Genomic DNA, 19697 nt, shown 5'->3' with positions numbered 1-19697 from the left:
GTTCGACGACGGGACCGCAGTCAGCGCCCGCCGTCGAGGTCCGCGGCCAGCGACTCGACCTCCTCGCGGCTCGCGGTCGTCATCGCGCCGGGGATCGTCCGCGCCAGCGTCGCGCTCGCGACGCCGTAGGTGAGCGCCTCGCTCGCGCCCGCGCCCGAGAGGACCCGTTCGAGGAAGGCGCCGGTGAAGGCCTCGTGCTGGCCCGCCGGGTCGACCGCGTCGACCTCGATCCCGTCCTGCTCGTGGATCACGCCGTCGCTGCAGGCCAGCGCCCCGCGCTCGCTCCGCGTTATCACGACCGCGTCGAAGTCCCGCTTCGAGGCGATGGCGTGGGCGAACTTCCGGGGCTCGCCGGTCCGGTCGAAGACCGCCCGGGCCTGTTCCTCGTTGGCGATCAGCACGTCGACGGCGTCGAACACGCCGTCGAGCGTCTCGCGGGCCTCCTCGGCCGACCAGAGGCCGGGCTGGAAGTCCAGATCCATCGCGACCAGGCCGCTGCCCGCCGCCCGCAGGACCGCCTCGGCCGTCTCGACGATGTCGCCCGACAGCGACAGCGTGCTCCCGGCGACGAACGTGGCGTCGGCCCGCTGGACCCGGTCCATCGGCAGTTCGCCGGGCGTCACCGACGCTGCGGCGGCCCGGCCGCGGTCCTGCAGCAGGCGGTCGGTCCGCGGCGCCGGCGCCTGTTCCGCGAACTGGAGGCCCTGCCGCCCCTCCTCGGCCCACGCGATCTCCGTGTCGATGCCGTGGGCGTGTAGCGTCCGCTCGACGCGCCGGCCCAGCGGCGAGTCCGGCAGCTTCGACAGCCACGTCGCGTCGGCCCCCATCGCGCTGGCCGCGACCGCGACGTTGCTCTCCGTCCCCGATACCCGCATCCGCACGTCCTCGGCCGTCTCCAGCCGCTCGTCGCCCGCCGGCGACAGCCGCAACGAGGTCTCGCCGAACGTCACCAGCTCTGTCATACCCCGTCCATGGACAGCATCCGGTTTAGTTCATTGGGCAGTGTGTCCGCAGCAGGCGACGCCCGCAGAACCGTTCCAGCCGTCCCCCGCGAGAACTCGCTCTCAGTCCCGGCGGCCGCCGTGGCCGGGGTAGTCCCGCTCGAAGCGCGCCTCGATCTCCTCGGCGTCGTACTCGACGACGACGGGGCGGCCGTGCGGGCAGGCCCACGGGTTCTCGCAGTCGTCCAGCCGTTCGAGCAGTTCCGTGATCGACCCCTCGGTCAGCGAGGTGTTGCCGGTGATCGAGGGGTAGCAGGCCAGGTCGGCCAGCAGTTCGTCGGCGGCGGCCTCGACCGTCTCGGCGGCCGACCCCTCGCCCTCGACGAACGCCGCGAGCGCGTCGCGCAACAGGTCGGGGTCGGCCGTGTCGGCCATCAGCGAAGGCACCGTCCGCACCTCGACGGTCCGGTCGCCGACGCGCTCGGCCCGGAAACCAAGGGTCGACAGCGCCTCGCCGTAGGTCTCGAACAGTTCGGCCTCCCGGGCCGTCAGCGAGAGTTCGACCGGGCTGGCGAGCGCCTGGGTCGTCGTCTCGCCGGCGAACTGTTCGCGCAGCCGCTCGTAGTTGATCCGCTCGTCGGCGGCGTGCTGGTCTATCATGACCAGCCCCTCGTCGGTCTCCGCGAGGACGTACGTCCCGTGGAGCTGGCCCAGCACCCGCATCGAGGGCAGCGCGTCGAACGCCGACGCCCCGTCGGCGCCCGCCTCGACCGGATCGCCGTCCCCGAGGCGGGCCTGGTCGTGGCCCCCGGCGAACTTGCGGCCGCGGTCGTCCCGGTCGCGCTCCGCTGTCGGATCGGCGGACGCGTCGGCGTCGCCGCCGGCGACGGATCCCGGGTGTTCCCCGTCGCCCGGCTCCGCGGTCGTCCTCGCTTCGTCCGTCACGGGTCCTGCGCTCGCGTCCGTGGCGGTCGCGGTTCCGTCGCTCTCGGCGCCCGATTCCCTCGACGGATCGCTCCCCGAGGGCGTCGAGCGGGGCGAGGGCGCCGACGGGTCCGAGGAGAAGGTCGGTCCGGTCGTCGACTCGGTGGCGGCGTCGGTACTCCCGCCGGATTCGCTCGATTCGGCGGTCGCCTCACTACTGGCCGTCGCCGCCGTTCCGTCGGACGACTCGGTCGCCCGGGGCGACCCGTCCGGGCCCGTCGGTTCGTCGACGCCGTTGCCCTCCCCTTCACCGTCGTTCGCACCCCGCTCCGGAGCGATCTCGGCCTGTTCGGGCGCGGACTTGCCGCGGGGGGCACCGCTGCGGAGCAGCCCCTCGTCGAGCAGGGCGGACTCGACGGCGGTCTCGATCTGTTCGCGAACGCCCTCCTCGTCGGCGAACCGGACCTCCAGCTTCCGGGGGTGGACGTTCACGTCCACGTCGCCGGCGGGCACGTCGAGGAAGAGGACGGCGAAGGGGTACCGGTCCGGCGCCAGCTGGTGGCCGTAGGCGTCGACGACGGCGTCGCGGACCGCGCTCGCCGTGACGTACCGACCGTTGACGTACGTCGACAGGTACTCCCGGGTGCTCCGGGTGGTCTCGGGGTGGCTCACCAGCCCGGACACCCCGTCCAGCGGGCCATCCGGCAGGTCGCTGGCTTCCCCGTCGCCGCCGTCCGCGCCGTCCGCGCCGTCGCCGCTCCCCATCGAGACCTCGACCATCGACTCGGCGACCTCGCGGCCGTAGACGGCCATGACGGCCTCGCGGCGGTCGCCCCCGCCGGTCGTGGCGAACGTCTCGCGACCGTCGTGGGTCAGCGAGACGGCCACGCCGGGGTTCGCGAGCGCGTAGCTCGTGACGACGGTGTTGACGTGGGCGAACTCGGTGCCGTCCTGCTTGAGGTACTTCCGGCGGGCGGGGACGTTGAAAAAGAGGTCGTCGACCTCGATGGTGGTACCCTCCGGGCAGCCTGCGGGCTCGACGCTCGTCACCTCGCCGCCCTCGACGGTGAGTTTCGTCCCGCGGTGGCTGTCCACGTCGCGGTCGGCCCGGGGGCGAGTCGTGATCGTCAGTCGGGAGACGGCGCCGATGGCGTGTAGCGCCTCGCCGCGGAAACCCAGTGTTCCCACGCCCGATTCGAGGTCGTCGATGTCGCGGATCTTCGAGGTGGTGTGTTCCTCGACGGCGCGGCGGACCTCGTCCTCGGTCATGCCGACCCCGTCGTCCGCCGCGGTGACGCCGTCCTTGCCGCCGCGCTCGACGGTCACGTCGACCCGGGTCGCGTCGGCGTCGAGGCTGTTCTCGACGAGTTCCTTCACGACCGAGGCCGGGCGCTCGACCACCTCGCCCGCCGCGATGCGCTCGACGGTCGCCTCGTCGAGCCGGCGTATGTCGACCATCACCACCCCGTCGGGGCGGCGCCCTCAAAACACTCCCGGAGGCGAGAGCGGCGCGCAGTCCGGTTGCCGACTCGCCGACTTTCGCGGGCGACCGCCGCAGGCGAACCCTGACGGCTCACTCGCCGTCCGGCCTCTCCGTCTCGCCGGTCCACTCGGTGGCCCGGTGGTTCTCCACGGCGCGCTCGACGGCCTGTTCGAGGGACTTGAAGTGCATCTCCTCGACGGCGCCGTCGGGCGTGTACCAGCAGTAGTCGTCGTGTTTCTCCCCCAGTTGCACGTCGCGGCTGCGGGCCTGTACCCGGTACAGCACCGCGTACACCGGCTCGTCGCCGCTCCCCCAGATGTCGGTCACCGTCTTGACCGGCTCCTCGACGGTCGTGTGCAGGCCCACCCGCTCGTAGAGGGTCCGCCGCAGTGCCGGCTCCGGGTCCGCCTCCACCTCGATCCGCCCCCCCGGGAACGTCCACGGACGCAGCCCGCTCGTCACGAGCAACACGTCCCCCCGCGGGCCGAAGACGATCCCCCGCTGGGTCACGTGCCCCCTGAAGTACGATTCGCCCATGGGTGGGGATTTCGTCGTACCACCGTCAACGTTTCCCTCCCGGTCACCCCGCCGCGCGCCGCCTCGGCCGATATCCGCCGGGCGTCGAAACGCCTTGAAAATCATAAGTTAACTGTTTATTAGGCGGAGTGGTTTGAAGAAAGATACTATCGGCGAGGTGACCGCAGTGTCGTGGCGGTGACCAAAACCCATACGTCGGTCCGCCCGGAGGGTGGGCTATGGACGACGACGCCGCCCGCATGGACATCGGACTCGTCGGGCTGGGCGAGCACGGGGAGACCCACGCGGAGTTCCTGGAGGAGCTGGGCCACACGGTCCACGCGGTGGACCTGGACCCGCGGGCGAAAGAGCGCTTCCGCGAGCGCTACGACGCGTCGATGTACGAGGGGCTGGACGAGCTGTTCGCGGCGGGCGTGGACGCCGCGATCATCTCGACGCCGAACAAGTTCCACGAGACCGCGGCGCTGAAGGCCTTCGACGCCGGGCTGGACGTGCTGATCGAGAAGCCGCTGGCCCACGATCTCGCCAGCGCCGAGCGGATCGTCGAGCGGGCCGACGAGACCGACAGCATCTGTATGTGCGGCTACTTCCACCGGTTTCGCAACCGCTGTCGGCTGGCGAAGGCCTACGCCGAGAGCGGCCGACTGGGCGAGGTCACCCACATCGACGCCCGGTACATGCGCCGCCGGGGCGTCCCCGGGCTGGGGACGTGGTACACCTCCCGGGAGATCGCTGGCGGGGGAGCGCTCATCGACGTGGGGTCGTTCGTCGTCGACCTCGTGCTGGACTTCTACGGCTGGCCGGACCTGGAGGAGGTAGTCGCGACCACGCGGTCGGACTTCGGCGACCGCGAGGACTACGCCTACCTGGAGATGTGGGGCGAGGACGACGAGGCGAAGATGTACGACGTGGAGGACTCCGCGACCGCCTTCTGCGAGTTCGAAGGCGGCCGGACCGCCCACCTGGAGGTCGCGTGGGCCGCCAACGCCCGGCGGCGCCACGAGTACAACATCCGCGGCACCGAGGCCGGCGTCTCGCTGGACATCACGACCCCGCTGGAGTCGGTCGACCCCTCGGACGGCCAGCACCGGGACTTCCGGCTCTACGAGGTGCGCAGCGACGTGGTCGACCACTACGTCGACAGCGAGCTCGTCCCGCCGGCCAACGACCCGTTCCGGGACGAACTCGCCACCTTCCTCGCGGCCGTCGAGACGGGCGAGTCGCCCGACCGCTGCACCGCCGAGCAGGCGCTGGCCGTCCAGCGCGTGGTCGACCGCATCTACGAGGCCGCCGACCGAGGGCGGGCCTGACCCGGAGGACCGCGATCTCACCGGCCGACGGACGCCGGCCGACCGACGGCGGCGCCGATATACCACTGACGGGCTGACGGTCCGCCCGACGGTCGCGCGACAGGCCGGCGGGACACGGTTAAGTGTCGGCCGCGACAGTCACGGACATGAGCGACGGGGACACCCGTGGCGGCGACCGGATCGCCTCGGTCGGCACGGCCTTTCGGATCCTCGAGGCGGTGCGCGAGCGCGACAGCGCCGGGGTGACGGAACTCGCGGAGGCGCTGGACCTCCCGAAGAGCACCGTCCACCACTACCTCGCCACGCTGGCGGACGACGGGTATCTCCGCGCCGAGGACGGCCGCTACCGGCTCGGGCTCGGGCTGTTCACGCTCGGTGCGACCGCGCGGACGGGCGAGCGGATCTACCACGTGGCCAAGCCGAACGTCGACCGCCTCGCCGAGGCGACCGGCGAACAGGCCCGGCTGGTCGTCGTCCGCGACGGCCGCGCGATCACCCTCTACCAGGCGACCGGCGACGCGGTCGACGACCCGCCGACCTACGCCGGCACCGTCGAGGACCCCCACTGCACGGCCGCCGGGAAGGCCTACCTCGCGGAGCTCCCCGAGGAGCGGCTCGACGAGTTCCTCGCGGACCACCGGCTCCCCCGGCGGACCCCCGACACGATCACCGACCCCGAGGAGCTGCGCGCGGCCCTCTCGACCATCCGCGAGCGCGGCGTCGCCTTCGACGACGAGGAACGCGACGAGGGCGTCCGCTGTGTCGCCTCGGCGGTCTCCGACCGCTCGGGCGATCTGCTCGGCGCCATCAGCGTCTCCGCTCCCGTCGACCGGATGCCCGACGACCGGTTCCGCTCGGAGATCCCCTCCCAGCTCCGCAACGTCGTCGGCGTCGTCGAGTTCAACACCACCTACTCCGAGTGGTCGGACGCGCTCTGAGTCTCCCCCGCTCGAGTCGGTTTCCGCTCGCCTCGCCGGCGAGCCCCTGTCTCACCCATCTACGAGCCCTAACTATCATATTCCAATGTATACTGTGATGCGAACTATTCGGGGCACTAACTCCGGTATGCGCCGTCGGTATGCAGAGAGGGGAGAGAGAAGTGTGGCAGGCGATCCGCGACGCATGGTCGTAGTACCGGGTGTGGAGACGGCGTCCTACGGGGGGATGTAGGGCTGATTCGGTCTGACAGTGGTCGGTACGTGCCTGCCGACCCGGATTCGAAGCGGGAACGAGTTAAATCTATTCTAGAAAAAATTATGTTCCGGGGAGAGGGGTCAGGCCCGGCGGTACCAGACCGCCATCGCGCCCGGGTCGCGGTTGTCCCAGGCGTAGTACGGGACCAGTTCGAGATCAGTGTTCTCCCGTTCGGTTTCATCCACCGGGCGATACAGTTCCCCGTCCCACCCGTCGGGATCCGGCACCGTCGCGTCCACATCGAGGACCGTCACGCCGTCGAGCCGGCCCGCGTCGTGGCTCGCTTCGACCTCCCCGGTCTCGTCGACGGCGTAGTGGTGGAGCGGCCGCTCGTTGTCGACGGCCTCGGCGCAGTAGACCAGCGGGCCGCGCTCGACGGCCAGCCGACCGGCGTCGGCCTCGACCGCGGGGTGGGCCGCGACGAACTCGGCGGTCTGCTCCAGCGTCAGCTCGACTCGCTCGCCGCCCCAGTCGCGTTCCAGGCGGACGAACCCGGACCCGTCGTGGTCGACTTCCTCGCCGTCGACGGTGACCGTCGCGTCGGCGGCCCACTCGGGGATCCGGAGGCTGACCGGGACCGTCCCGTCGGCCTCGATATCGAGCGTCACCTCGCCGTCCCACGGGAGCGCGCTCTCCTGGTCGAGTTCGACGGCGGTCCCGTCGACCGCTGTCGAGAGGTGGCTCCCGACGTACTGGGTGACGTACAGCTCGCCGCCGGCCGTCGAGTAGCAGTACTGGCCGAGCGAGGCGAACAGTCGGGCGGCGTTGGGGGGACAGCAGGCGCAGGTGAACCAGCCGCTGCGGTGGTGGTCGCCGTCGCTCGCGAGGGGGTTCACGTAGAAGAACTCCTCGCCGTCCATCCCGACCCCGGCGAGGAAGCCGTTGTACAGCGTCCGCTCGACCAGGTCGGCGTAGGCGGGGTCGGGGTCGAGCTCGAACAGCCGCTGGGTCCAGAAGACGCTCCCGACGGCGGCGCAGGTCTCGGCGTAGGCCGATTCGTTCGGGAGGTCGTAGTCCTCGGTGAACCCCTCGTGTCGGTGGGCCGACCCGATCCCGCCGGTGACGTACATCCGCTTCTCGGTCATGTTGGCCCACAGCCGGTCCAGCGCCGCGCGCAGCTCCGCGTCGTCGCGCTCGGCGAGCAGGTCGGCGACGCCCGCGTAGAGGTACATCGCGCGCACCGAGTGGCCCTCGACGGCCTCCTGCTCGCGGACGGGCGCCTGCGCCTGGGCGTACGCGCCGACGTACTCGCCCTCGTCGTCGAGCAGGAGGCTTCCCCCGCCCTCGGCGGGGATCAGCGCCCCGTCGTCCCACGAGGCCCCGCCGATCGCCGCGGAGTGTTCGAGTTCCCACTGCAGGCGGTCGTCGTGGCCCCGGAGGTCCACGAAATACTGCGCGAGGTCGAGGTATCGCTCCTCGTCCGTGACCCGGTAGAGCCGAACCAGCGCGAGTTCGATCCCCTCGTGGCCGGGGACGCCGTCGACCTCGTCGCCGAAGGTGTCGTCGATGTGGTCGGCGAAGGCGACGGCCACGTCGAGCAGTGCGGTCTCGCCGGTCGCCTCGTGGTGGGCGACGGCCGCCTCGATCAGGTGGCCGGCGCAGTACAGCTCGTGCATGATGTTGAGGTTCGTCCACCTGTTGTCCGGCTCGACGAGCTGGAAGTAGGTGTTCAGATAGCCCGAGTCCTCCTGGGCGCGGGCGACCAGGTCGATAACCTCGTCGACCCGCTCGCGCAGGTCGGGGTCGTCGGCCTTCGCGAGCTCGTAGCTCGCCGCCTCGAGCCACTTGTAGGCGTCGCTGTCCTGGAACCACATCCCCTGGAAGCCGCCCGATTTTCCCTCGATCGCGCGCCGGAAGTTCTCCAGGGTCCCCGACTCCTCCAGTTGCTCGTACTGGTACTCGATGGTCACCTCGCGGTTGCGCTCGATCCACGGCGACCAGAAGGGGTCGTCGACGGTCACCTCGTCGACGCCGACGGTGTACTGGCTGGGCATGAGAGTGCGGAGTGTCGCGCCAGCGAAAACATAACCCTGCTGATCTCGATCGCCGAAACATTATTCAATTAGGAGGTTGACTTGGCTGTATGAGTTTTGCGGAAGCGGCCGACCAAACTCACGACGCCATCATGGGCGCGACCTACAGCGCGCTGTGCAAACACGGCTACGCGGATCTCACGATGCAGGACATCGCGGACGAGTTCGACAAGAGCCGGTCACTCCTCCACTATCACTACGACACGAAAGAGGAGTTACTCGTCGCGTTTCTCGACCAGGCTATCGGATGGCGGCGCGAACGCCTCCGGGAGTCCGATACCGAGGACCCGCTCGCTCGTCTCGTGGAGTTCGTCGACCGGTTCGTCATCGAGCCGGGCGAGGAACAGCGCGAGACGTTCGCGCTCGCGATCACCGAACTGCGGGTTCAGGCCGCCCACAACGACGAGTTCCGCGAGAAACTCTCGGCTCGCTACGACGAGAACGTCGCGACGATCGCCGCGATCGTCGTCGACTGCGCCGACGCCGGTCTCTTCCGGCAGGTCAACCCCCACAAGACCGCTCACATCATGTACACGTCACTCGTCGGTGCCCGGACGGTGCAGGTTACCTTCGGTGTCGAACGTGCCACGTTCCGAATGCGGGAAGGCATCGCCCGGTGGATCGATCACGACCTCCTCGCCGTCGACCGCGAGGTCGGCGAGTATCAGGGCGGCGACTTCAGCAAGCAACGGAACTGACGCCACAGCGTAATACAGCACGACCACCTCGGCTTCGACCCTCCGATCCCGCCTTACCGTAGGTACGGCCGCTCGACGAAGTTCTCCCCAGTCCCGACGCGGAAGATCAGAGATCCGAACCTCCGGCTCCAACCCCCGGCTCCGACCGCCGGTTACTCGACGGAGATACCGGCGACCGTGCCCGGTTCGAGTTCGGCGGTGACGCGGCCGTCGCCGTCGACGCTCACGTCGAGGTCGTCGGCGGCGAAGGCGTCGGCGTTGTCGGCGTCGACGACCGTGTCCGGCTCCTGGCCCTCGAAGAGGACCGAGGCGTCCACGTCGTCGCCCGTCGCGTCTTCGACGGTGAACTCGACGGTGTGGGCCGCGCGGGTGTCGAGGTTCGTCGCGGTGACGTACACCTCGCCGTCGTCGTCGACGGAGGCCGAGGCGCCGACGAGCGGGAGTTCGCCGTCGTCGACCTCGCGGGTCGGCGTCTCGACGGACGTGGTGACGGCCTCGTTGCCCTTGTGGGGGGCGTACAGATCGTAGACCCGGTAGGTCGGCCGCTTGAAGGCGTCGTCGCCGTCGGTCTCGACGAGACACTGGAGCACGTTGACCGTCTGGGCGATGTTGGACATCGTCATCACGTCGGCGTGGTCGTTGAAGATGTCGAGCACCGCGGCGGCCGACAGCGCGTCCAGCACCGTGCCGGGCTGTTCGAGGCCGGTCCCGGGGTCGGCCTCGGTGTGCCAGGCGCCCCACTCGTCGACGATGACGCCCACGTTTCGGGTCGAGGCGGTCGCCTCGATCGTCCCGGCGATGCGCTCGACGTGGTCGTCGAGCGCGAGCGCGCCCATGAGGAACTCGTCGTAGTCCTCGGCGTCACCGTCGAGGATCGACATCGTCCGCCCGTAGTAGTGATGGAGTGTCAGGTGGTCCATCTGCATGTCGGAGAGCCAGATACCGTCGGTCATGTCCTCCATGAACCGGCGGTTCCACTCGTGGTTCGAGAAGCCACAGCCGATGAGTTCGAGGTCGTCGTCGAGCAGTTGCCCGTCCATCGAGCCGACGTAGGTGGCAAACTGGCGGTACTCGCCGGCGTACTGTTCGGGGCCCATGTTGCCGCCGCAGCCCCAGTTCTCGTTGCCGATGCCCCAGTAGCGCACGCCGTAGGGGTCCTCGTGGCCGTTGGCGCGGCGGCGGTCGGCGAGCTCGGTGTCGCCGTCGTAGTTGCAGTACTCGACCCAGTCGGCGGCCTCCCCCGGGTCGCCGGAGCCGACGTTCACGGCCAGGTAGGGTTCGGCTCCGACGCGCTCGCAGAGCCCCAGGAACTCGTCGGTGCCGAAGCGGTTGGACTCCTCGGGGACCATCTCGCGGCCCTGGCCCCAGAAGAGGTTGCGCCGGCGGGGGCGGTCCTCGACGGGGCCGACCCCGTCCTCCCAGTGGTAGTCGTCCGCGAAACAGCCGCCCGGCCACCGCAGGACGGGCATCTCCAGCTCGTCGAGCAGTTCGACCACGTCCTCGCGGAAGCCGTCCTCGTCGACGGAGTCGTCCGTGTAGATGCCGTCGTAGATGCACCGCCCGAGGTGCTCGGCGAAGTGGCCGTGGAGTTCGGGTTCGACCCGGTCGATACCTGCCTCTGTGTGGACCGTAACGCGGGCGTTTGCCATGCAGTCGTATGGTATCCGATAGCGATATTATAAAACGATCGGTCGGCGGGGCCGCCTGGACGCCCCCGCAGTCCGGCGATGCGTCTCCCTTCGGGTCGATGCGTCCTCCTCCGGGTGGATACGCCTCCGTCCGCGCCGGTACGCCTCCGTTCGGGCCGACACGTCCCCGTCCGGGTAGCGGGCGAGCCCGGAGCTTCGGCTACAGCTGTTCGACGGTGTTGGTGAGAGTGCCGATGTCCTCGATCTCGATGTGGATCACGTCGCCCTCCTCCAGGGACACGTCGTCGGGGACCATGATCGAGGTGCCGGTCAGCAGGACGCTGGCCTCGGGGACCTCGTTGTAGCGGGTGTAGTAGTCGACCAGTTCCTCGCAGGTCCGGACCAGCTCGGCGGTCGAGGTCCCCTCCGCGAAGACCGTCTCGCCGTCGCGCTCGATCGACATGTGCATCTCCAGGTCGAGCGGGTCCCCGACCGTCTCCCCCGTGGCGATGCAGGGGCCGATGGCGCAGCTCTTGGCGTAGATCTTGCTCTGGGGCAGGTAGAGGAGGTTCTCCCGCTCGATCGACCGGCTGCACATGTCGTTGCCGACGGTGAACCCGACGATCTCCTCGTCGTAGAGGACGATCGTCATCTCGGGCTCGGGGGCGTCCCAGTCGGAGTCGCCGCGGATCCCGACGCGGTCGTTCGGACCGACGGTCCGGCTCGGCGTCGCCTTGAAGTACACCTCCGGGCGGTCGCCCTCGTAGGCCTCCAGGTAGGACTCCGCGAGTCCCCCCTCCTCCTGGCGGGCCTCCTGGCTGATGGAGTAGGTGACGCCGGCCGCCCACACCTCGTCGGGGTCCAGCGGCCGGACGAGGTGGTCCTCGACCGCCGCGAGTTCGACCGTCGGCGCCTCGTCGACGAGCCCCCGCGCCACGTCGTCGACGGTCCCGTCGGTCAGCGACGCTGCCGACGCGAGTTCGAGAAACGACGTCGGCCCCGCCTCGGTCCCCGAGAGGTCGTACGCGGCCGACTCGTCTGCTGCGATCAGCGATATGGATCCGCCCCGATCGCTGCGGTAGTAACGCATACAGCCTCATCGTGAGTTCGTCAGCATAAACTTTGCTATCGAATCGGTTTCATTTCCGGTCGACCGCCGTCGACGGGCTGACTCGGTGGGACCGACGGGCCACCCTCGCGGAGCAGACCGACCGCCACTGCGTCCGACGATATCGGATGGTCGTGTGAGGGCACCACACACGGCGGCTGGCGGCGGCCGCTCAGGCGTGCTGGAGGTTGACCTCGATGATGTTCGCGGTGCTGAGCACCTCCGAGGGGATCTCCTCCTCGAACCGCTGGCCGTTCATGCGGCTCTTCGGGGCGGAGACGCTGACGCCGCCGACGACACCGTCCTCGGTCGTGATGGGGGCGGCGACACAGCGGACCCCGTCGACGCGCTCCTCGTTGTCGACGGCGTACCCCCGCTCGCGGATCTCCGTCAGTTCCGTCTCCAGTTCCTCGCGGTCGGTGATCGTCTCGGCGGTCACCGGCTCGAGCCCGTGTTCGTCGACGATGGCGTCCCGTTTCTCCCGGGGGAGCTCCGAGAGGATGGCCTTGCCCATGGCCGTCGTGTGCAGGTCGACCTCCATCCCCTCGTAGGTGTCGAGGTGGACCGACTGCGAGCCCTTGACCTTGTAGAGGAAGACCCCGCGGCCGTTCTCCTCGACCATCAGGTTGGCGTGCTCGCCGGTGTCGCCCGCCAGCTCGCGGACCTCCGCCTCCGCCACCTGAAACAGCTCCGATTGGGCGCGTGCGCGACCCCCGAGGTTGAGAAAGCGGACGCTGACGCGGAACTCCCGGCCGTCCTTCACCAGGTAGCCCGCGTCGGTCAGCGTCTTCAGGTGGTCGTGGACCGTGCTCCGCGGTTTCTCGAACTGCTCGACGACCTCCGAGAGCGTCGCGCCGCCCATCGCGTGGACCGCCTCGACGATGTCGAGGCTCGTCGCGGTCGACTTGATGGGCGGGTCGCGTTCGGCGTGCATACTCGACACACGGGGACGATCCCTCTTTAATCGTCCGGCATCGTCGGACGGCGTCGCGGCCGGAGACGTTCGGCCCGGACCGGCAATTTTAAGTCGACTCTCGGGCGCTACTCGACTGAGTATGTCAGACGTGGAAATCACCGGCGTCGAGACGTACCTGGTAGCCAACCCGTGGAAGCCCTGGGTGTTCGTCCGGCTGGAGACGGACGCGGGCGTGACGGGGCTGGCCGAGGCGACGACCCACGACAAGCCCCGGACCGTCGCGGCGGCCATCGAGGAGATGTCGGACTTCTTCGTCGGCCGGGACCCGTTCGACACGGAGTCGCTGTGGCTGGAGATGTACCGCGACGAGTGGTTCTCGAAGAACGTCATCAACACGACGGTCGTCTCGGCGGTCGACATGGCCTGCTGGGACATCAAGGGCAAGGTGCTCGACCAGCCCGTCTACGACCTGCTGGGCGGCCCGGTCCACGGCAAGGAGCTGCGCGCCTACGCCAACGGCTGGTACACCGACGCCGACGGCGAGCCGGAGGGGTTCGCCCGCGCCGCCGAGCGCGTCGTCGACGACGGCTACGACGCGATGAAGTTCGATCCCTTCGGTACGGCCTGGCAGTCGATGACCACCGAGGAGAAGAACCACGCCGTCGACATCGTCGGCGCCGTCCGCGAGGCCGTCGGCCCGGACGTCGAACTCCTGATCGAGTGTCACGGCCGCTTCTCGGCCGCTCAGGCCGTCGACATCGCGAAGAAGCTCGACCAGTTCGACCCGGCGTGGTACGAGGAACCGTGCCCGCCGGACTCGATCAACAGCCTCGCCGAGGTCGCCCGGAAGTCCCCCATCCCGGTCGTCACCGGCGAGCGCCACATGACCAAGTACGACTTCTTCGAGCTGGTCACCCGCACCGACATCGACGTGTTCCAGCCCGACCTGATGAACACGGGCGGCATCACCGAGGGCAAGAAGATCGCGGGGCTCGCCGAGGCCGACCACGTCGACATCGCGCCGCACAACCCGCAGGGACCGGTCGCCGGCGCCATCTACTCGCACTTCTGTACCTCCATCCCCAACTTCCGCATCCAGGAGATGTTCCAGACCTACGACGAGCCGTGGGTCGACGACCTCTTGAAAGAGCCGCTGAAGGTCGAGGACGGCTCCGTCCAGGTCCCCGAGGGGCCGGGTTACGGCGTCGAACTCGACATGGACGTGGTCCGCGAACACGAGTACACCGAGGACGCGGTCCACACGATCGACCTCTGGGAGGAGGACTGGGAGAAGCGCGCCGACGAACTGCGGTGACCGCGCGGTAAGGATCGAGCGGCTCCTCTATTCGACCGTCGAACCGGAGGCGCCCGTCCGTAGCCGTTCGCCCGTCTCTCGGCTCGTAGTCGAGGAGGAACTCGACACGGCCTGGGAGCATCGCCCGCGAGCCCACAGGGCTGTGACCCTCCCCGTTCGTCCGCGCCCCTCCGCACTCGGCCGTTCCGACCATCTAGTCCGATATTATCGGACCGCATGAGGGTCCTCGCGACGGGCCGATCTGATTACACGAGTAGGATTGTAATTCCCGGCGCACGGAGGACGAGCGCGTGTGCCGCCCGTTCCCGGCTCAACCCGACGGCTTTCGTCGCCGATCGGATCGCTCACGTCGGGGGCGACCGCGGGGGTTCGTACCGGGTACAGCACAGCCCCGAAACGGTGCGAATTTGGCATATCGGGCATGAAACGATGGATCCGATCATACCGGAATTCTGTTCTCCCGAGCGTCGGTCCCGCGGGGAGTCGACGACTCACGACGGTGTATCATATACTGAAACGATCTGCGCCGTGGCCGGTGGCGTCGCGCCGCTCCTGCGCAGGTGAATTACGAGTATAATATTGGAATCGATGGTCGCCGGTCGCGCCTGTCGACTCGCGAGCGGTCCGCCTGGGCTGGATCGACGCGGCCGGATCCGCGCCCGTATTTCACAGTATGAAACGAGGGCCGCGCCGTCGGAGTCCCGCACGCCGGGTCATCCGCTCGTCGAGCCGGACAGCCTCCGTGAAAAAGTTTATGTGCCGTCCGGGGAACGGTGGTTAGTATGCGGGACAGTACCAACCTGCGTGACCAGCTGTCACGTCGGCAGTACGCACAGTTGCTGGCCGGAATGGGCGCGGTGGGCCTGGCGGGGTGTCCATCGGGGAGCGGTGACGGCTCGACGGACGAGCCGACCGAGACGGACGGGTCCGCGGCGACACCGACGGCCACGCCGGCCGACGGGACGGAGCCGCCGGCCGACACCGAGACGGAGACGGACAGTCCGACGCCGCTGGGCGACCCGGTGACCGAGGAGGTCCGGGTCTTCCAGGCCAACTCGCCGAGCGTGTTCGACGCGAACGTCTGGGCGCCCCAGGACAACACGACCGGGGTCGCGTTCATGACGGACCTGCAGGCGCTGCAGAACGTTCACACGCGACAGATGGCCTACAGCGGCGTTGAGATCGAGACGCCGTGGAAGCCCCGGACCGACAGCGCCTCGATCATGACCTGGTACAGCGGGTACGAGATCGACCCGCCGTACGACGTCTACGAGAGCCACGACGACCGCGCGACCTACTGGAACGGGGACCCGCTCGACGCGGAGGCCCGGGAGACGCACTTCCACGTCGACTACTTCCAGGGGGGCAACAAGTTCACCGAGGACACCGCCTTCACTCAGGAGGCGGCCAGTCAGTGGGAGTACCACTGGTGGAACCCCGACGGGGGCGACGGCCTGCCGGACAACCCGCAGGCGAGGCACGTCCTCGAGTCGCAGGCGGCGCCCAACGACGGGGATATGCCGATCCACCCCGACTTCACGCAGCCGTATCTCGAACGCTATCGGGACGCCGGCAGCACGGACCAGGTCTCGTCGGTGACGGACGAACTGGTGAGCGACCGCATCTCGCTGCAGCGGCTCATGGAGAACGGGTGGGGGAGCGGTCCCTACGAACTGCGCTCGGCGGACGACATCGGGTCGGCGGAGCTCACGCTGCGCCTGCGCGACGAGGCCGCCGCCAGCGCGGGCGACACGGAGACCGCCCACCCCAACGCCGCCAACACGAACGTCCCGCAGTTGACGATCAAGTGGGGCGACGGCGAGCGGCGACAGACGCTCGCGGGCAACGGTGCGCTCGACCTCAACGGCAACATCGTCGCGCCGAACGGCCTCTACTCGCGGGAGTCGCTGCCCGACCACATGCAGGAGCTGACCCGGTGGCTGCGCTCGACGGGCGGCGACAAGTGGCGGCTCAACTGGAACAACCCGCACCTCCAGAACCTCTGGGTGCGCCGCGCGCTGGTCGCGGCCATCGACTGGAACGCGGCCGGAGCCAACGGCTGGGGCCCGGAACGGTCGGTCCCCATCGAGAACCACACCTACATGCTCGACGCCCAGTCGCAGTCGGTGTTCTCCGGGGAGTTCCTCGACAGCCTCCACGCGTGGCCGATGGAGTCCGACACCGAGGCGGCCGCCGAGTACCTCCGACGGGGCGGCTACAGCAACCAGGGCGGCCAGTGGGTCGACCCCAACGGCAACGCCGCGGAGATCGACGTCATCTTCCCCTCGTCGATCGCCGACTACGCCGGCGCCGCCCAGACGATCCGGGCGAACCTCTCGAACATCGGGTTCGGCGTCAACTTCTCCAGCCAGGGGTGGTCGACCTGGTCGAACAACCTCAAGGCGTCGAACGGCCTCAACTACGACTCCTCGATCTTCTGGCACGGCTACGGCGAGCCGTTCGGCTACTACAACTCCAGCCCCGGCTGGGTCTCCGGCACCCTCGTGATGGGCAAGGCCGACGCCCCCTCCCAGCGGGTCGACCCCGACACCGAGATGGACGCCCAGGGCAAGCCCCTGCAGGTCGAGATCCCCTCGGAGGTCGGCTCGATCGAGGCGCCCGACGAGGCCGGGATCAACCCCGACCTGTCCGACGGCGAGGAGATCGACCTCGCCAGCATCGTCCACGAGATCCGCGAGCCCGGCAAGTCCGAGGAAGAGGTCCAGGAGCTGTACCGAACCTGCGCCCGGTACTACAACTACTACCTCCCGCACTTCGTGTTCCACCAGTACAACTGGGGCGCCTGGGGTAACGTCCGAGACTTCGAGTGGCCCGACCCCGGCCAACGCGGCCTCGACTACGAGCGCGGCTTCGGCATCAGCACCGCCCTGGTCCTCGGCGGCCTCGTCGAAGCCAGCTACGACACCGAGTTCCAGCCGCCGGAGTGACGCCGTCGAGCCGCCCGCCCCGCCTGGCGCCACCCCGCTGACACTCCTCCGGGCCCGCCCTCGCTGGACGTCCGGATCGTCACCCGGACCCGACCGCCCGCCACCCCTGCGGTACCGGGTCCCGAACCGCTCCTTGTCACCGACTCCGAACGCCGGAACATATTATACGCATCTGATAGATACATAGAAGTATAGAATAACTGTCTGTAACGGCGATCTTCGACGCCGACACTCGGATTCGGCTACAATACGGCCACTGGGAACCCGAATATTCGATTCCTTGCCGAGCCGGATCGGATCGTTCCCACGTTCGGCGAGAAACAGAAAAGAGCGGTATATGGATAGAGACGGCTAACGAACGGCAAATTCGATCCGTGTCCGGTTCGGTGCCTGTCGGGGAGTGATCTATCGTATATGTATGTGAAAGCGAGGTGTATCCGGCGTGGTGGCGGACTCGTCGGTCAGCCGCCGTAGTCGCGGCCGGCGGCGGCGGTAGGGATGTCCCGCTGTTCGGCGTCGATCCCGAGGTCGTCGAGGGCGGCGCGCATGTGTTTCGAGGCGACGAACTCGGCGCCGTCGTCGACGCGGCGGGCGTGGGCGCGGGCGAGCACCTCGCCGCGGCGGTCGTCGGGGATCGCGAACTTGTCGGCGACGAGTTCGACGGTGAGGCCGTTGTTGTCCTCGGTGTACAGCGCGTGGAAGGCGCCCCGATCGTACTCGTCGACGGGGTAGCCCGCCTCGCGGAGCCCCTCGCGGATCTCGCCGACGCGGCGGTGGTCGATCCGGTAGGCGACGTGGTGGACGTCGCCGCGGTCGGGGTCGTGGTCGTCCGTCGATTCCCGCTCGTCGGAGACGAACGCGGTGAGCAGGCGGCCGTCGCCGGTGTCGAAGTAGAGGTGGGTCAGCTCGCTCCGGTCGAGGTTGGGCTGGCGGAGCACGAGGGGCATGCCGAGGATGTCGCGGTAGAACTCGACGGTGTCGGCGACGCTGGTCCCCTCGATGGTGATGTGGTCGGTGCCCTCGACGCCGACGACGCTGTCGGGTCGCTCGGCGTCCACGGGCGGGTCTGTCGGATCTGACACGATGGCCGAGACTACGGGAGAGCGCGAATATACCTTGCGAACGCGGGCGGCGATGGCTCCCCGGTCCGCGGCCTCGCGGCCCGGTGGACTTTTCCCCGGATCGGCCGAATTCCGTGGTATGACTCCCGGTGGCGGCTCCGATCGACAGTTCGCGTTCGACTACGACCCCGGCGAACTCCGGTGTCGCCGTGGCGCGGTCGCGGACCTCGGCGAGGTGCTCGCCGACCGCGACTGCGAGGACGCGCTCGTGGTCACCGGCTCGAACGTCGGCGCGAACCGCGACGTGATGGACCCGGTCGAGGCGGGCCTGGGCGACCGTCTCGCCGGCGTCTTCGACGAGACGACCCCCGAGAAGTACCTGAAGACCGGCCTGAACGCGGCCGAGCGCGTCCGCGAAGAGGGCATCGACGCCGTCGTCGCGGTCGGGAGCGGTAGCAGTCTCGACGTGGCGAAGGTCGCCAGCGCCCTGTCGAGCCACGACGACCTCCGGGCCGCCGCCGAGGATGCCCTCGACTCCGGCGGGGTGGCGGTCGCCGACGAGCGCGAGCCCCTGCCGGTCGTCGCCGTCCCGACGACGCTGGCGGGCGCGGATCTGTCGGTCATCGCGGGCGTGAGCCTCTCGCTGGCTCCCGAGGGCGTCCCCGACGACGAGATCCCCAACGGATCGGTCGGCGACCGCCGGCTGATGCCGACGGCGCTGGTCTACGATCTGGCGCTGTTCGAGACGACGCCGAAGGGCGTGCTCTGCGCCTCGGCCATGAACGGCTTCGACAAGGCCGTCGAGTGTCTCTACTCGCCGCATCGCACGCCCGTCACCGACGGCACCGCAATGCGCGCGCTCTCGCTCATGGGGTCGGGCTTCGAGACGCTCCCCGACGAGGAGATGGACGAGGAGAAGCTCTACGAGGCGGTCGCGGGCGTCGTGCTCGCGCAGTACGGCATCTCGACGCCCGACGCCTATCGAGCGTCGGTGATCCACGCCTTCGGCCACGGCTTCTCCCACGACTACGACGCCCACCAGGGGACCGTCCACGGCATCCTCGCGCCCCACGTCCTCCGGTACGTCTTCGACGAGGTCGACGGCCGCCGGGAACTGCTCGCCGAAGCGTTCGGCGACGCCGACGAGAGGGCGACCGACGCGGAACTCGCTGACGCCGTCGTCGACGCGGTCGCCGCCGTCAGCGACGACCTGGGACTGCCCGACCGGCTCCGGGAGATCGACGGACTCTCGCGGGACGATTTCCCGGCCATCGCCGCCGCGATCCGCGACGACGGTCTCATGGACGCCACGCCCGGGGGGCTGGACCCCACGACCGAGGACATCGAGGCCGTCCTCGACGAAGCCTGGTGAACAACTGCGGTGGCGCGCGCTGGAGCGCGCTTTCATGCGCGCGACGACACCGCGCGAGGGATGAGCGGAGGAACGGAGTGACGGAGCGAATCGGCTGGGGAGGGTCGTGGCCGTCTGCGGTGCTGTTATGGGGCGGGTGCTGTCGCGGTGTGGGTGCTGTCCTGGCGGACTGAAAGGGCGAGGCGCGCTCGCGTTTATTCAGTCGTCTGCGCGGCCCCTATCCGCGCGG

General features: G+C 69.2%; 14 protein-coding genes. 6 read left to right on the top strand and 8 right to left on the bottom strand.

The annotated features are described in order from the left end of the window. Positions 1-20 precede the first annotated feature (20 nt). From ACMGFI_RS01250 to ACMGFI_RS01240, 3 genes are all read right to left on the bottom strand, one after another. Entirely contained in the window at positions 21-962 is a 942-nt protein-coding gene (locus ACMGFI_RS01250; RefSeq protein ID WP_436906779.1) for a sugar kinase, read from the bottom strand. 102 nt (positions 963-1064) lie between these two features. After that, the gene (gene mutL, locus ACMGFI_RS01245; RefSeq protein ID WP_436906777.1) at positions 1065-3323 is read right to left on the bottom strand and encodes a DNA mismatch repair endonuclease MutL; all 2259 of its coding nucleotides are present in this window, start codon (positions 3321-3323) and stop codon (positions 1065-1067) included. Positions 3324-3438: 115 nt separating this feature from the next. Further along, entirely contained in the window at positions 3439-3885 is a 447-nt protein-coding gene (locus tag ACMGFI_RS01240; protein ID WP_436906776.1) for an NUDIX domain-containing protein, read from the bottom strand. A 218-nt stretch (positions 3886-4103) separates the two neighbouring features. On the opposite strand from ACMGFI_RS01240, the gene ACMGFI_RS01235 reads away from it, so the two are divergent. Then, positions 4104-5195, top strand: coding sequence for a Gfo/Idh/MocA family protein (locus ACMGFI_RS01235; RefSeq protein ID WP_436906775.1), 1092 nt, complete (start codon positions 4104-4106; stop codon positions 5193-5195). A gap of 146 nt (positions 5196-5341) precedes the next feature. Then, positions 5342-6133, top strand: a complete 792-nt coding sequence (locus ACMGFI_RS01230; RefSeq protein ID WP_436906774.1) for an IclR family transcriptional regulator — start codon at positions 5342-5344, stop codon at positions 6131-6133. A gap of 336 nt (positions 6134-6469) precedes the next feature. On the opposite strand, the gene ACMGFI_RS01225 is transcribed toward ACMGFI_RS01230, so the two are convergent. Then, positions 6470-8383, bottom strand: coding sequence for a glycoside hydrolase family 127 protein (locus ACMGFI_RS01225; protein WP_436906772.1), 1914 nt, complete (start codon positions 8381-8383; stop codon positions 6470-6472). An 89-nt stretch (positions 8384-8472) separates the two neighbouring features. Between ACMGFI_RS01225 and ACMGFI_RS01220 the strand changes: the two genes are divergently transcribed. Further along, positions 8473-9120 carry a TetR/AcrR family transcriptional regulator gene (locus tag ACMGFI_RS01220; RefSeq protein WP_436906771.1) on the top strand — a complete coding sequence of 216 codons (648 nt, stop codon included), beginning with the start codon at positions 8473-8475 and terminating at the stop codon, positions 9118-9120. Between the two features lie 152 nt (positions 9121-9272). On the opposite strand, the gene ACMGFI_RS01215 is transcribed toward ACMGFI_RS01220, so the two are convergent. The 3 genes from ACMGFI_RS01215 to ACMGFI_RS01205 form a co-directional block, all read right to left on the bottom strand. Beyond that, a complete protein-coding gene (locus ACMGFI_RS01215; protein WP_436906769.1) occupies positions 9273-10769 on the bottom strand; it encodes an alpha-N-arabinofuranosidase in 1497 nt (498 codons plus the stop codon). Positions 10770-10968: 199 nt separating this feature from the next. Continuing rightward, positions 10969-11838: a fumarylacetoacetate hydrolase family protein gene (locus tag ACMGFI_RS01210; protein ID WP_436906768.1), complete on the bottom strand. Its 870-nt coding sequence runs from the start codon at positions 11836-11838 to the stop codon at positions 10969-10971. Positions 11839-12028: 190 nt separating this feature from the next. After that, positions 12029-12790, bottom strand: a complete 762-nt coding sequence (locus ACMGFI_RS01205; RefSeq protein WP_436906766.1) for an IclR family transcriptional regulator — start codon at positions 12788-12790, stop codon at positions 12029-12031. A gap of 121 nt (positions 12791-12911) precedes the next feature. On the opposite strand from ACMGFI_RS01205, the gene ACMGFI_RS01200 reads away from it, so the two are divergent. Further along, the gene (locus ACMGFI_RS01200; RefSeq protein ID WP_436906765.1) at positions 12912-14087 is read left to right on the top strand and encodes a mandelate racemase/muconate lactonizing enzyme family protein; all 1176 of its coding nucleotides are present in this window, start codon (positions 12912-12914) and stop codon (positions 14085-14087) included. A gap of 782 nt (positions 14088-14869) precedes the next feature. Beyond that, positions 14870-17035 (top strand): ABC transporter substrate-binding protein, encoded by a 2166-nt coding sequence (locus tag ACMGFI_RS01195; RefSeq protein ID WP_436906764.1) that lies wholly within the window; start codon positions 14870-14872, stop codon positions 17033-17035. 461 nt (positions 17036-17496) lie between these two features. Here the strand turns inward: ACMGFI_RS01195 and ACMGFI_RS01190 are convergent, their stop codons facing one another. Continuing rightward, complete coding sequence (locus ACMGFI_RS01190; RefSeq protein ID WP_436906762.1) at positions 17497-18117, bottom strand: VOC family protein; 621 nt, start codon at positions 18115-18117, stop codon at positions 17497-17499. Between the two features lie 118 nt (positions 18118-18235). Between ACMGFI_RS01190 and ACMGFI_RS01185 the strand changes: the two genes are divergently transcribed. After that, the gene (locus tag ACMGFI_RS01185; protein WP_436906761.1) at positions 18236-19468 is read left to right on the top strand and encodes an iron-containing alcohol dehydrogenase family protein; all 1233 of its coding nucleotides are present in this window, start codon (positions 18236-18238) and stop codon (positions 19466-19468) included. Positions 19469-19697 lie beyond the last annotated feature (229 nt).

Source organism: Halosimplex marinum (assembly GCF_051414075.1).
Taxonomy (GTDB): Archaea; Halobacteriota; Halobacteria; order Halobacteriales; family Haloarculaceae; genus Halosimplex; species Halosimplex marinum.
Note: the sequence above shows the minus strand (reverse complement) of the source record. Positions and strands in the feature narration are given on the sequence as shown.

Excerpts from the sequence above, each read along its gene's own strand:
- ACMGFI_RS01210 (WP_436906768.1), bottom strand. The coding sequence starts at position 11,838 with ATGCGTTACTACCGCAGCGATCGGGGCGGATCCATATCGCTGATCGCA.
- ACMGFI_RS01240 (WP_436906776.1), bottom strand. The coding sequence starts at position 3,885 with ATGGGCGAATCGTACTTCAGGGGGCACGTGACCCAGCGGGGGATCGTC.
- ACMGFI_RS01195 (WP_436906764.1), top strand. The coding sequence starts at position 14,870 with ATGCGGGACAGTACCAACCTGCGTGACCAGCTGTCACGTCGGCAGTAC.
- ACMGFI_RS01220 (WP_436906771.1), top strand. The coding sequence starts at position 8,473 with ATGAGTTTTGCGGAAGCGGCCGACCAAACTCACGACGCCATCATGGGC.
- ACMGFI_RS01230 (WP_436906774.1), top strand. The coding sequence starts at position 5,342 with ATGAGCGACGGGGACACCCGTGGCGGCGACCGGATCGCCTCGGTCGGC.
- ACMGFI_RS01185 (WP_436906761.1), top strand. The coding sequence starts at position 18,236 with ATGACTCCCGGTGGCGGCTCCGATCGACAGTTCGCGTTCGACTACGAC.
- ACMGFI_RS01225 (WP_436906772.1), bottom strand. The coding sequence starts at position 8,383 with ATGCCCAGCCAGTACACCGTCGGCGTCGACGAGGTGACCGTCGACGAC.
- ACMGFI_RS01235 (WP_436906775.1), top strand. The coding sequence starts at position 4,104 with ATGGACGACGACGCCGCCCGCATGGACATCGGACTCGTCGGGCTGGGC.
- ACMGFI_RS01205 (WP_436906766.1), bottom strand. The coding sequence starts at position 12,790 with ATGCACGCCGAACGCGACCCGCCCATCAAGTCGACCGCGACGAGCCTC.
- ACMGFI_RS01215 (WP_436906769.1), bottom strand. The coding sequence starts at position 10,769 with ATGGCAAACGCCCGCGTTACGGTCCACACAGAGGCAGGTATCGACCGG.
- ACMGFI_RS01250 (WP_436906779.1), bottom strand. The coding sequence starts at position 962 with ATGACAGAGCTGGTGACGTTCGGCGAGACCTCGTTGCGGCTGTCGCCG.
- ACMGFI_RS01200 (WP_436906765.1), top strand. The coding sequence starts at position 12,912 with ATGTCAGACGTGGAAATCACCGGCGTCGAGACGTACCTGGTAGCCAAC.
- mutL (WP_436906777.1), bottom strand. The coding sequence starts at position 3,323 with ATGGTCGACATACGCCGGCTCGACGAGGCGACCGTCGAGCGCATCGCG.